At 70.1% G+C, this 12,436-nt stretch carries 10 protein-coding genes and 1 pseudogene; 8 read left to right on the top strand and 3 right to left on the bottom strand.

Features of this window, described 5'->3' with window-relative positions; translation table 11 throughout:
- Nucleotides 1-226: 226 nt before the first annotated feature.
- A complete protein-coding gene (locus tag AB0D31_RS14265; RefSeq protein WP_362721928.1) occupies nucleotides 227-1,219 on the bottom strand; it encodes a hypothetical protein in 993 nt (330 codons plus the stop codon).
- 363 nt (nucleotides 1,220-1,582) lie between these two features.
- A pseudogene (locus tag AB0D31_RS14260) lies at nucleotides 1,583-2,032 on the bottom strand (TniQ family protein); the annotation flags it as partial.
- Between the two features lie 556 nt (nucleotides 2,033-2,588).
- On the opposite strand from AB0D31_RS14260, the gene argC reads away from it, so the two are divergent.
- From argC to AB0D31_RS14235, 5 genes are all read left to right on the top strand, one after another.
- Nucleotides 2,589-3,620, top strand: a complete 1,032-nt coding sequence (gene argC / locus AB0D31_RS14255; RefSeq protein WP_362721730.1) for an N-acetyl-gamma-glutamyl-phosphate reductase — start codon at nucleotides 2,589-2,591, stop codon at nucleotides 3,618-3,620.
- Between the two features lie 136 nt (nucleotides 3,621-3,756).
- A complete protein-coding gene (gene argJ / locus AB0D31_RS14250) occupies nucleotides 3,757-4,938 on the top strand; it encodes a bifunctional glutamate N-acetyltransferase/amino-acid acetyltransferase ArgJ (RefSeq protein ID WP_362721728.1) in 1,182 nt (393 codons plus the stop codon).
- Nucleotides 4,935-5,846, top strand: coding sequence for an acetylglutamate kinase (argB, locus tag AB0D31_RS14245; protein WP_362721725.1), 912 nt, complete (start codon nucleotides 4,935-4,937; stop codon nucleotides 5,844-5,846). Before argJ ends, argB begins: the two co-directional genes overlap by 4 nt.
- Nucleotides 5,843-7,039 carry an acetylornithine transaminase gene (locus tag AB0D31_RS14240; protein ID WP_362721723.1) on the top strand — a complete coding sequence of 399 codons (1,197 nt, stop codon included), beginning with the start codon at nucleotides 5,843-5,845 and terminating at the stop codon, nucleotides 7,037-7,039. Before argB ends, AB0D31_RS14240 begins: the two co-directional genes overlap by 4 nt.
- Before the next feature lie 7 nt (nucleotides 7,040-7,046).
- Nucleotides 7,047-7,589 (top strand): arginine repressor, encoded by a 543-nt coding sequence (locus AB0D31_RS14235; protein WP_328313889.1) that lies wholly within the window; start codon nucleotides 7,047-7,049, stop codon nucleotides 7,587-7,589.
- Nucleotides 7,590-7,636: 47 nt separating this feature from the next.
- On the opposite strand, the gene AB0D31_RS14230 is transcribed toward AB0D31_RS14235, so the two are convergent.
- Nucleotides 7,637-8,371 (bottom strand): L,D-transpeptidase family protein, encoded by a 735-nt coding sequence (locus AB0D31_RS14230; protein WP_362721720.1) that lies wholly within the window; start codon nucleotides 8,369-8,371, stop codon nucleotides 7,637-7,639.
- A 367-nt stretch (nucleotides 8,372-8,738) separates the two neighbouring features.
- On the opposite strand from AB0D31_RS14230, the gene argH reads away from it, so the two are divergent.
- The 3 genes from argH to AB0D31_RS14215 all read left to right on the top strand — a co-directional run bounded on the left by argH (nucleotide 8,739) and on the right by AB0D31_RS14215 (nucleotide 12,318).
- Entirely contained in the window at nucleotides 8,739-10,166 is a 1,428-nt protein-coding gene (gene argH / locus AB0D31_RS14225) for an argininosuccinate lyase (protein ID WP_362721717.1), read from the top strand.
- A 68-nt stretch (nucleotides 10,167-10,234) separates the two neighbouring features.
- Entirely contained in the window at nucleotides 10,235-10,786 is a 552-nt protein-coding gene (locus AB0D31_RS14220) for a helix-turn-helix domain-containing protein (RefSeq protein WP_362721714.1), read from the top strand.
- Between the two features lie 38 nt (nucleotides 10,787-10,824).
- Nucleotides 10,825-12,318, top strand: coding sequence for an MFS transporter (locus AB0D31_RS14215; RefSeq protein ID WP_362721914.1), 1,494 nt, complete (start codon nucleotides 10,825-10,827; stop codon nucleotides 12,316-12,318).
- Nucleotides 12,319-12,436 lie beyond the last annotated feature (118 nt).

The raw sequence follows: 12,436 nt of genomic DNA, 5'->3' as shown, positions 1-12,436 counted from the left end.
CTGGCAGGGGGTGCAAACCGGATGCCGCGCTGGCCGTGCCGCCCGCACTGATGCTGGGCGCGCGCCTGCCGCACGGGCCGATTCCTGGGGTACCCCGGTGACCGTCAACCCCTGGAACAAGATCAGCGGAAGGTGGACCACCGACAACGAGCTGGAGACGTACATGCCGGACCGCCGGTGGGACCGAGATGGTGGCGGGGCGGGGCTGCTGGAGGAGCTGAGCGCCTCAGTTGGCGAGAAGGTTTCCCGCGTCGATGTCCCTGGCGAGCTTTTGCCCGTGATCGACGAGCGCTTTCCGGAGGTCAGCGTAGTGACCCATCGGATCGGGGCGGCAAAGTTGGAACCATGTGGTGTTCCGGCGCCGCGACCAGTCTTGCTGGATGGCCGGCGGTTGTTCGGCTTCGATGGGGCGAGGCGCAAACAGATGCTCACCATGGGTGACTTGGGCCCAGATGAACACGGAGGCTTCCTGGCGCTTACGGTCATCGAGGACGGGCCGACGGCCGTGCGCGCGCTTCAGCTGGCTCGTGAGGTCCTGCCAGGTGCCGGGGGTAAGAGCCCAGCCGAGTAGGGCGTCGCGGCGATATTGGTAGTCGATGAGCCCCTCGGCCTGGCGATGTAGTTCGATGGCGAGGTTCTGCAGCGCTCGCCCGAAGTCCTGTACCTCGTTAGGTGAGTTGAGCCAGATGCGGATGTTGTCCTCGACGTTGTGGGGCATTTCGCTGGTGTCAATGCCCAGGTAGCGGGCCGCTTCGGCGAGGGAGTCTTGGGTGGCCCACTGGACGAGTTGAATGGCTGCGACGCGCCGCAGGGTCTTGGACTCGGTGTGGCCGTCGAGATCGCGGAGATGGCGGTCGTACCAGCTCTGCTCCAGGTGGGCGGGGATGTGTTCAGCCCGGTAGCGGGTCGGGCGGAAAGTGGTCCAGCTGCGAGTTCTGGCGTAGGTGCGGATGAGGGGTGTTGCCGCAGTGCGCAGACGCTGCGAGCAGGAGCTTTCATACTTGGCGAAGATCCGGGCCCAGCCGGCGCGGGCGGGCGTGGTTGTGTGCTCGGATTCGAAGGACTTGGCGAGGACGTCGCCAAGGCGATCGGTCTTCAGCAGGGAGTGGGCGGCGCCGAGTATGGCGCCGCAGGCCATGGAGTTGGTGGGGGCGGCGTCGTGGACCCGCAGCGTCCCGAAATAGCCTCGGGCTCGGGTCTCTGCGTCTACAGCGGACACGAATGCAGAGTCGACTCGGTGTCGGCTGTAGGGCCAAGAGGCTGTGACGAGCACAGCAAGGAGGTGGAGGTCGCTGAAGTACTCGTTCGCTTCGTTGTTGCCTTCCCGGGAGTCGAGAAGGCTGAGGAGGTCATGCTGCAGTCCGAGTAGCTGCGGGGTGGGCCGCATAGCGGGAAGAGGGGCCAGGTCAAGGCGGGCTCGGCAAGGCAACCGCTTGCGCTCCCCGGCCCTGGACGGCGAAAGATAGCGGCACTCTGCCGGGTGCAGATCGTGGAATCCGTCGTAGGGGATCAGTCCGGTGGGTTCCAGGGCGTTTGTTGCCGGATGATGACACTGTGGGCACTGGTGTTGGAGAAAGCACTCGTGCCGTAGGCAAGCGAACACGACGCCGAGGTGCCATTCCTTCTTCCACGGCCCGCCGTACCTATGTTGGACGAAACTCCCATCCCCGGCCAGACATAAGGAGCAATATCGAGGAAAGCCACCCAAGAGCCACTTGTCCATCGAAGGTGATTGAACGAGTCGAGTTGGCGACGACCGACGGATCGGCTGGTAGTAGCGTTCCCAGGCTCCCAGAGTGAGCCCGCGGGCTTCATCGCGTGAGAGCCGGGTGGTCTGGGCGAACTCGTCGAGCGACGAACCGGGCAATTCCACGAGAAGTTTACGCATGAGATGGCCACTGCTAGAGGGCAACAGGCCGGTGAAGCGTCCAAGTTCGGCGGGGCTCAGGCCGAGCCGAAACGACAGGCGCAACAGGTATCCAGGCAGGGACTCGCCAGGCAACGGGTCAAGGCTCCGGGGAAGGGGATGCATTCGCGTGCTTAGCTTCTCCGTGTCCGCGGCTGCTGGGCCGTGGTTGTCGAATGCAGTGCTTCTGGGTACGTACTTTTGGCCGAGCGAGGGCCTGTGGCGGATCCGCTCCTGATCACGGGATGGCGGGACTTCTCCGGCTCCGGAATCATGGGCGCCGTCTCCGTCGACGATGATCTCGCCGACACGCCACCGCCGCCTTGGTGTACGGCGCGACGAGGTCGGCCAGCGCGAAGCTGCGTGACCACGCCGGCCGAGATGCGAATTCCGGCGTACGGGGGTGAAACCGTCATGCCTCCAGCACGGCCTGTGGCGCGGACTGCAGCACGACTTCCCGGCAATCCGGAGCACGTGAACGGCACGGCCGCTATCTTGCCCGCTCGGCTCCGCCGGACCGGCCGCTTGGTTACTTAGCGTTGCGAGCTCAAGATCCGCCACCTAGTGTGCTCGCCCGCCAGCTAAAACTCTCGGTCGCAGCCTCACCTCCCACGGCGACGGCATTCCTTTGCATAAAACTGCATAGCTGCGTATAGTCATGCCATCACCGAGGAGGCATGCGATGGCGGCGGTACGAGCGGCAGTGGCGGGGGCCAGTGGGTATGCGGGCGGGGAACTGCTTCGTCTGCTGCTCGGGCACCCCGGGATCGAGATCGGGGCGCTGACGGCGAACTCCAATGCGGGTCAGCCGCTCGGATCGCTTCAGCCGCACCTCGTTCCGCTCGCCGGGCGCATTCTGGAGCCGACCACCGCCGAGGTGCTCGCCGGGCACGACGTCGTATTTCTCGCGTTGCCGCACGGACAGTCCGCTGCCGTCGCCGAGCAGCTGGGCGACGAGGTCCTGATCGTCGACATGGGGGCCGACTTCCGGCTCCGTGACGCCGGCGACTGGGAGAAGTTCTACGGGTCGGCGCACGCCGGCTCCTGGCCCTACGGCCTGCCCGAACTGCCGGGCGCGCGGGCCGCGTTGGCGTCGACGCGGCGGATCGCGGTGCCGGGCTGCTACCCGACGGCCGTCTCCCTCGCCCTGTTCCCCGCCTACCGGGACGGGCTCGTGGAGAACGAGGCCGTCGTCGTCGCCGCCACCGGCACCTCCGGCGCGGGCAAGGCGCTCAAGCCGCACCTGCTCGGCAGCGAGGTCATGGGCTCGATGTCCCCGTACGGAGTGGGCGGCGGGCACCGGCACACGCCCGAGATGATCCAGAACCTGAGCGCGGTGGCCGGCGAAGGCGTCACTGTGTCCTTCACGCCCACCCTCGCGCCCATGCCCCGCGGCATCCTCGCCACCTGCTCCGCCAGGGCCGAGCCGGGCGTCGATGCCGCGAGCGTACGGGCCGCGTACGAGAAGGCCTTCGCGGACGAGCCCTTCGTGCACCTGCTCCCCGAGGGGCAGTGGCCCGCCACCGCCTCGGTGTACGGGTCCAACTCCGTGCACGTGCAGGTGGCGTACGACGAGAGCGCGGGGCGCGTCATCGCGATCAGCGCCATCGACAACCTCACCAAGGGCACCGCCGGCGGCGCGGTGCAGAGCATGAACATCGCCCTCGGCCTCGACGAGTCGACGGGCCTTTCCACGACGGGAGTCGCGCCGTGAGCGGCGCTCGGGCGGCCGGCGGGCCGCGGACGGCAGCGCAGAGGGCAGCGCACATGACACCCCGTATGGCACCCCATATGACGGACAGAGCCGCGCCGGTGTGCTGCGCGGGCGCAGAAGTGAACGAGGAGACACAGTGAGCGTGACGGCAGCCAAGGGATTCCGGGCGTCGGGCGTCGCCGCCGGGATCAAGCAGAACGGCAACCCGGACCTGGCCCTCGTGGTCAACGACGGGCCCCGCATCGCCGCCGCGGGCGTGTTCACCTCCAACCGTGTCAAGGCCGCCCCGGTCCTGTGGTCCGAGCAGGTGCTCAAGGGCGGCGAGGTGAGCGCCGTCGTCCTCAACTCCGGTGGCGCCAACGCCTGTACGGGACCGAAGGGGTTCCAGGACACCCACGCCACCGCCGAGAAGGTCGCCGCCTCGCTCACCACGGCCGGCTCCGACGCGACCGGCGGCCACGGCGCGGGCACCGTCGCCGTCGCCTCGACCGGGCTCATCGGCCTCCTGCTCCCGATGGACAAGGTGCTGCCCGGCATCGACACGGCGGTGTCCCAGCTCACCGAGCACGGCGGTGAGAAGGCCGCCATCGCCATCAAGACCACCGACACCGTGCACAAGACGAGCGTCGCGCCCCGGGATGGCTGGACCGTCGGCGGCATGGCCAAGGGGGCCGGCATGCTCGCACCGGGCCTCGCCACCATGCTCGTCGTGCTCACCACCGACGCCGACCTGGACGCGGCCACCCTCGACAAGGCGCTGCGCGACGCGACGCGCCAGACCTTCGACCGGATCGACTCCGACGGGTGCATGTCGACCAACGACACCGTGCTCCTGCTGGCCTCCGGCGCCTCCCAAGTGGCCCCGGAATACGCCGAGTTCGCCGAGGCCGTGCGGAGCGTCTGCGACGACCTCGCGCGCCAGCTCATCGGCGACGCCGAGGGTGCGTCCAAGGACATCCGTATCGAGGTGATCAACGCCGCGACCGAGGACGACGCCCTGGAGGTCGGGCGGTCCATCGCCCGCAACAACCTCCTCAAGTGCGCCATTCACGGCGAGGACCCCAACTGGGGCCGGGTGCTCTCCGCCATCGGCACCACGAAGGCCGCCTTCGAGCCGGACCGGCTGAGCGTCGCCATCAACGACGTGTGGGTCTGCAAGGACGGCTCCGTCGGCGAGGACCGCGACCTGGTCGACATGCGCTTCCGCGAGGTCAGGATCACCGCCGACCTCGCCGCCGGCACCAGCGAGCCCGTCGTCATCTGGGCCAACGACCTCACCGCCGACTACGTCCACGAGAACAGCGCGTACAGCTCATGAGCACTCGCAAACACACCGCGCTGCCCAAGGCGCAGATCCTCATCGAGGCGCTGCCCTGGCTGACCCGGCACCACGGCAGGACCGTCGTCATCAAGTTCGGCGGCAACGCCATGGTCGACGAGGACCTGAAGGCCGCCTTCGCCCAGGACGTGGTGTTCCTGCGCCAGTCCGGCCTCAAGCCCGTCGTCGTGCACGGCGGCGGACCGCAGATCAGCGCGCAGCTCGACCGGCACGGCCTGGTCAGCGAATTCAAGGCGGGCCTCAGGGTCACCACGCCCGAGGCCATGGACGTGGTCCGTATGGTGCTCGCCGGGCAGGTCCAGCGCGAACTCGTCGGGCTGCTCAACCAGCACGGCCCGCTCGCCGTCGGCATGACCGGCGAGGACGCCCACACCATCACCGCCACCCAGCACCGCCCCGAGATCGACGGCGAGCTCGTCGACATCGGACGGGTCGGACAGATCACCGCGATCGACCCGGGCGCGATCAAGGCGCTCCTGGACGACGGCCGGATCCCGGTCATCTCCTCGATCGCCCGCTCCCAGGACGACGGACATGTCTACAACGTCAATGCTGATACGGCGGCTGCGGCACTTGCGGCTGCGCTGGGCGCCGAGACCCTGATGGTCCTGACCGATGTCGAAGGCCTCTACGAGGACTGGCCCAACAGCGACGACGTCATCAGCAAACTGACCGCTGCCCAGCTGGAGAAGCTGCTGCCCGAGCTTTCCAGCGGCATGGTGCCCAAGATGGAGGGCTGCCTGTTCGCCGTGCGCAACGGGGTCAACACCGCGCGCGTGATCGACGGACGGGTCCCGCACTCCATCCTGCTGGAGATCTTCACGGATGAAGGAATCGGCACGATGGTCGTGCCGGACGGACGAGACGCCCAAGGGGGAGCGCGGTGACCAACCAGGAACTCACACAGCGCTGGCAGCACGCCATGACGGACAACTACGGCACGCCGAAACTCGCGCTCGTGCGCGGTGCGGGGGCGTCGGTGTGGGACGCGGACGGCGTCGAGTACACCGACTTCGTGGGCGGCATCGCGGTCAACGCGCTCGGCCACGCCCACCCGGCGGTCGTACGGGCCGTGAGCGAGCAGATCGCCTCGCTCGGCCACGTATCGAACCTGTTCGTCGCGGAGCCGCCGGTGGCGCTCGCCGAACGGCTGCTCCAGCTCTTCGGACGGCCCGGCCGCGTCTACTTCGGCAACTCCGGTGCCGAGGCCAATGAGGCCGTGTTCAAGATCGGCCGGCTGACCGGGCGCACCCACATGGTCGCCACCACGGGCGGCTTCCACGGCCGGACCATGGGCGCGCTCGCCCTCACCGGACAGGAAGGCAAGCGCACGCCGTTCCTGCCGCTGCCCGGCGACGTCACCCACGTGCCGTTCGGGGATGCCGAGGCGCTGCGGGCGGCCGTCACCGAGGAGACCGCCTTCGTCATCATCGAGCCGATCCAGGGCGAGATCGGCGTGGTCGTTCCCCCGGCCGGCTACCTCCAGGCCGCCCGGGAGATCACCCGGGCCACCGGCACGCTCCTCGTCCTCGACGAGATCCAGACCGGCATCGGCCGGACCGGCGCCTGGTTCGAGTACCAGCGGCACGAGGGCGTCGACCCGGACATCGTCGTCCTCGCCAAGGCGCTCGGCGGCGGACTGCCGATCGGTGCGACCGTCGCGTTCGGCGCCACGGCCGAACTCCTCAAGCCCGGCATGCACGGCACCACCTTCGGCGGCAACCCGATCGCCTGCGCCGCGGGACTCGCCGTGCTCGACACGCTCGCCGCCGACGGCGTGCTCGACCAGGTCAAGCGGACCGGCGAGAAACTGCGCGACGGAATCGAGGCGCTGCGGCACCCGCTGGTCTCCCATGTCCGTGGTGCGGGGCTGCTGCTGGGTATCGTGCTCAACGAGCCCCTCGCACCTCGGGTGCAGCAGGCGGCTCAGGGTGCCGGCTTCCTGGTCAACGCGCCCGCGCCCGATGTCATTCGGCTCATGCCGCCGCTGATCATCGGTGACGCGGAGGTGGATGCGTTCGTCCGGGCGCTGCCCGGCATCCTCGAAGCAGCAGGCGGGGACGGACGATCCGGAGAATGAGACGACGATGACCGACGAGGCGCAGGACTTCGAGCCGGGCGGCCCCGCCGTACCGCAGACCCGCACCGCCCGCCACCGCCGGATCGTGGACATCCTCAACCGGCAGCCGGTGCGGTCCCAGAGCCAGCTTGCCAAGCTGCTCGCGGACGACGGGCTGAGCGTCACCCAGGCGACGCTCTCGCGCGACCTCGACGAGCTGGGCGCGGTGAAGATCCGCAACACCGGCGGCGAGCTGATCTATGCGGTGCCCAGCGAGGGCGGGTTCCGCACGCCGAAGGCGCCGCTCGGCGAGTCGGCGAAGGAGGAGCGGATGCGCCGGCTCTCCGCCGAGCTGCTGATCTCCGCGGAGGCCTCCGCCAACCTGGTGGTGCTGCGCACCCCGCCCGGCGCCGCCCAGTTCCTCGCCTCCGCCATCGATCAGGCCGAACTGCACGACATCCTCGGCACGATCGCGGGCGACGACACGCTGATGCTGATCAGCCGCGACCCGACGGGCGGTCAGGCTCTCGCCGACCATCTGCTGCGGCTGGCCCAGAGCGACCACCGCTGACGGGAGTTGGGGGTTGTTCCCCCAACTCCCGCCCGTGGTAAGCGAGTTCAGTAGCGGGTGATCGCGGTCGGACCGGTGTCCGTGCCGATCGCGATGTGCGGGAGGCGCCCGGGGTCCGCCCAGGCCAGTACCCGGTCCATGGCCTCGGCGGGCACCGACACACAGCCGGCGGTCGCGCCGCGCCCGTTGACGTGCAGGAAGATCCCGGCGCCCCGGCCGCGTACCGGCCGCTCGTAGTTGAAGGCGATGACCATGGCCCGGGCGTACTGGCTCGCGTACGCCGTCAGATGCTCCGACTCGGCCGCCCTGCAGTCCTTGGGCAGGCCCTCCACCCAGCGGTTGTAGGCGCGGGACTCGTTGTCCTCGCACCACCAGGACCGGTCGGTGGCACGCCGGTAGGGGTAGCGGGTGCCGGGCGGTGCGGCCGCCACCCCGAAGGCGTACGGCAGCGCGAACAGGCCGGTCGGCGTGGTGTCGGTGCCCTGGACCCGGGCGTCGCCCTCGGCCAGGCCCTTCGCGCCGAACCTGGCGGGGGCCGAACCCGCCTCGACCCAGTGCCCGGCGCGCAGGTCCCACCAGGTCAGCCGGCCGGTGGTCGCGCCGAGGCCGCTCGCCTCGGCGGTCAGGAGCTGACTTCCGCCGCCGGTACGGGCCATGCGCTCGGGGAGCGGCGTGGCGGGGGCGGGGGTGGCGTGGGCCGGCCCTGCGTGGGTGGGCGTGGCGTGGGCCGGCGCGGCGAGCGGAATCAGCAGGGACGCGAGGAGCAGGGCGGCGATGCGCATGTTCCGGACCGTATGCGCCCGCACCGGGCCCGGCCGCCCGAACCGGCCGCGATTGCTCCGTACGCAGGACCCGGCCTGCCTCAGACGGGATGTGCTGCTCCTCGATGAAGCTCTGCAGGCGTCCGTGTATGCGTTCGTGAGTCTTTCCCACGGGTCGGATTGGGTTCCGGCCCCCGGAGCGCGGCGAGTGGCGGGGTACCCGACGGGAAGCGCATTGACAGAACATACGGAGCATTGCATAGTTATGCCTATCGTCGACATCGCCGCCAGGCGCGACCTTGGGCGGGCGCGATTCGTTGTACGGCCGTCTTCCCGCTCCTCCGCGGCGGGGAGGCGGCGGCACATCCACTTCTGAGGAGCTTGAGCTGTGAGCAGCAACAACGGTGACGTCCGGCTCTGGGGCGCCCGGTTCGCCGACGGTCCCGCCGAGGCGCTGGCGAAGCTGTCCGCCTCGGTCCACTTCGACTGGCGGCTCGCCCCGTACGACATCGCGGGCTCCCGCGCCCACGCCCGCGTGCTCCACACGGCCGGCCTGCTCACCGCCGACGAGCTCCAGCGGATGCTCGCGGGCCTGGACCAGCTGGCGAGCGATGTCGCCGACGGTACGTTCGTCGGCACCATCGCCGACGAGGACTGCCACACCGCCCTGGAGCGCGGCCTCCTGGAGCGCCTCGGCCCCGACCTCGGCGGCAAGCTGCGCGCCGGCCGGTCCCGCAACGACCAGGTCGCCACGCTCTTCCGGATGTACCTGCGCGATCACGCCCGGATCATCGCCGGCCTGATCGCCGAGCTTCAGGACGCCCTGGTCGGCCTCGCCGAGGCGCACCCGGATGTCGCCATGCCGGGCCGCACCCACCTCCAGCACGCGCAGCCGGTCCTCTTCGCTCACCATGTGCTCGCCCACGTCCAGTCGCTCTCGCGGGACGCCGAGCGGCTGCGGCAGTGGGACGAGCGGACCGCGGTGTCGCCGTACGGTTCCGGCGCGCTCGCCGGCTCCTCGCTCGGGCTCGACCCGGAGGCGGTCGCCGCCGACCTCGGCTTCGAGCACGGCTCGGTCGGCAACTCCATCGACGGCACGGCCTCCCGCGACTTCGTCGCCGAGTTCGCCTTCATCACGGCGATGATCGGGGTGAACCTGTCACGGATCGCCGAGGAGATCATCATCTGGAACACGAAGGAGTTCTCCTTCGTCACCCTGCACGACGCGTTCTCGACCGGCTCGTCGATCATGCCGCAGAAGAAGAACCCGGACATCGCCGAGCTCGCGCGCGGCAAGTCGGGCCGCCTCATCGGCAACCTCACCGGCCTGATGGCGACCCTGAAGGCGCTGCCGCTCGCGTACAACCGTGACCTCCAGGAGGACAAGGAGCCGGTCTTTGACTCCTGTGACCAGCTGGAGGTGCTGCTGCCCGCCTTCACCGGGATGATGGCCACCCTCACCGTCAACCGGGAGCGCATGGAGGAGCTTGCCCCGGCCGGCTTCTCGCTCGCCACCGACATCGCCGAATGGCTGGTCAAGCAGGGCGTGCCGTTCCGCGTGGCGCACGAGGTCGCGGGGGAGTGCGTCAAGGAGTGCGAGGCGCACGGCATCGAGCTCGACCAGCTCACCGACGAGCAGTTCGCGAAGATCTCCGCGCATCTGACCCCCGAGGTCCGTACGGTCCTCAACGTCAAGGGCGCGCTCGCCTCCCGCAGCGGCCGTGGTGGCACCGCCCCCTCGGCCGTCGCCGTCCAACTCGCCGAGATCAAGGCCGACTTGGCGGTGCAGCACGCCTGGGCGGCTGCGACGAAGTAGAACCCGCCGCAGCGTGACCCCCTGGCCCTGATGAGACGTTAGTGTCTCACCGGGGCTAGGCTTGTCTCATGACCGTGGACCGAGACCAGGTACTCCGCACCGCCGCCGCCCTCCTCACCCGCAAAGCCACCGCCACCATGGACGAGGTCGCCCGCGCCGCGGGAATCGGCCGGGCCACGCTGCACCGGCACTTCGCCGGGCGTGAGGCCCTCGTCAGAGCGCTGGAAGAACTCGGCATCCGCGAGCTGGAGGCCGCGCTCGACGCCGCCCGTCTGGAGCACGGCGCCGCATCGGACGCGCTGCGCCGCATGGTCGCCGAGGTCGAACCCGTCGCGGGCCTCCTCGCCTTCCTCGTCACCGAGAACCAGCTCTTCGAGGGCGAGCAGCAGCACGAGGGCTGGGCCCGCATCGACGCCCGCGTCTCCACGCTCTTCCGGCGCGGACAGGAGCAGGGCGAGTTCCGCATCGACCTCACCCCCGCCTGGCTCACCGAGGCCCTGTACGGGTTGATCGGCGCCGCGGCCTGGGCCGTACAGGACGGCCGCGTCGCCACCAAGGACTTCCAGTACATGATCGTCGAGTTGCTGCTCGGCGGTGTACGGCGGAGCGTGGAGAAGTGACCGCCACCCAGCACCGCGCGCCCCAGGCCGTCGGCCCGATGGGCCGCTGGCTCGCGCTCGCGGTACTCGTCCTCGCCGTCCTGCTCGTCGCCGTCGACGCGACGGTCCTCGGCCTCGCCACGCCCTTCCTCAGTGAAGACCTGAAGCCGTCCGGCACCCAACTGCTGTGGATCGGTGACGTCTACTCGTTCGTCATCGCCGGACTGCTCGTCTCCATGGGCAGTCTCGGCGACCGCATCGGCCGCAAGAAGCTCCTGCTCTCGGGAGCCGTGGCCTTCGGTGCGGTGTCCGTGCTCAACGCCTACGCGTCGAGCCCCGAGATGATGATCGTGGCCCGGGCGCTGCTCGGCATCGCGGGCGCGACCCTGATGCCGTCCACGCTCGCCCTGATCCGCAACATCTTCCACGACCCCAGGGAGCGCAGCCTCGCCATCGGCATCTGGGGCGCCGCGGCCTCCGCCGGCACGGCGGTCGGGCCGGTCGTCGGCGGATTCCTGCTGGAAAACTTCTGGTGGGGCTCGGTCTTCCTCATCAACCTGCCGGTCATGGCCGTCCTCGTCCTCGTCGGCATCAAGCTGCTGCCCGAATCGCGCGACCCGGACCCGGGGCCCTGGGACCTGCTCAGCGTGGGCCTCTCCCTGGTCGGCGTGGTCGCGGTGGTGTACGCCGTGAAGGAGGCCGCGGTCAACGGGTTCCGCTGGGACATCGCGGTCGCCGCGGTGCTCGGGGTCGCCGCGCTGATCTGGTTCGTACGGCGCCAGCGCACGCTCGCCTCACCGCTCCTGGACATCCGGCTCTTCCACCACCGGGGGTTCTCCGGGGCCGTACTCGCCGACCTGCTGACCATCCTCGGCCTGTCCGGCCTGGTCTTCTTCCTCTCCCAATTCCTCCAACTGGTGCAGCAGCGCTCGCCGTTGGAGGCGGGGCTCATCGAACTGCCGGCGGCGGTGGGAGCGGTGGGTACGGGGCTCGCGGCGGGCACGATCGCCCGGCGGACCTCGGTGCGGGGCGCGGTCGCGGGCGGACTCGCCGCCGTCGGGCTCGCCCTGGCCGCGTGCGTGGTGCTCGGCGCGGACACCGGCTTCCTCTCGCTCGGCATCGCCCTGTTCGTGGGCGGTCTCGGCGCGGGGCTCGCCTTCACGGTGACGGCCGACGTCATCCTGGGCGGCGTGCCCAAGGAGCAGGCCGGTGCGGCGTCGGCGGTCTCCGAGACGGCGTACGAACTCGGCGCGGCCCTCGGTATCGCGCTGCTCGGCTCCGTGGTTACCGGGATCTACCGGGGCTTCCAGGTCCCGGCCGGCGTCCCCGGGGAGATCGCGGCCGAGGCGCACGACTCGCTCGGCGGGGCGGTGGAGGCGGCGGGGCGGCTGCCGTCGGAGCAGGCCCACGCGATGCTTTCCGCTGCGCGGGATGCGTTTACGTCCGGGTTTCAGGTGGCGGCGGGGGTGGGGGCGGTGGTTCTCTTCGCCACGGCTACGGCGGCGTGGTTCCTGCTGCGTGGCCAGCGCCTGGGCGAATCCCCCGAACACTGACCGTCTCGACCCCGGCCCCGCCAGGGGGCGCGGGGAACTGCGCGTTCAGCCTGCCACGGCCTGCGGGCGGCGTGATGGGCTGCGGCCCCGGTGCTGGATGTTCGGGTGCCGGTCGGCG

The sequence above is a fragment of the Streptomyces sp. NPDC048361 genome, assembly GCF_040651795.1.
GTDB lineage: Bacteria > Actinomycetota > Actinomycetes > Streptomycetales > Streptomycetaceae > Streptomyces.
This window is presented reverse-complemented; position numbering and strand designations above follow the sequence as displayed.

Excerpts from the sequence above, each read along its gene's own strand:
- argC (WP_362721730.1), top strand. The coding sequence starts at position 2,589 with ATGGCGGCGGTACGAGCGGCAGTGGCGGGGGCCAGTGGGTATGCGGGC.
- argB (WP_362721725.1), top strand. The coding sequence starts at position 4,935 with ATGAGCACTCGCAAACACACCGCGCTGCCCAAGGCGCAGATCCTCATC.
- AB0D31_RS14235 (WP_328313889.1), top strand. The coding sequence starts at position 7,047 with ATGACCGACGAGGCGCAGGACTTCGAGCCGGGCGGCCCCGCCGTACCG.
- AB0D31_RS14230 (WP_362721720.1), bottom strand. The coding sequence starts at position 8,371 with ATGCGCATCGCCGCCCTGCTCCTCGCGTCCCTGCTGATTCCGCTCGCC.
- AB0D31_RS14220 (WP_362721714.1), top strand. The coding sequence starts at position 10,235 with ATGACCGTGGACCGAGACCAGGTACTCCGCACCGCCGCCGCCCTCCTC.
- AB0D31_RS14215 (WP_362721914.1), top strand. The coding sequence starts at position 10,825 with ATGGGCCGCTGGCTCGCGCTCGCGGTACTCGTCCTCGCCGTCCTGCTC.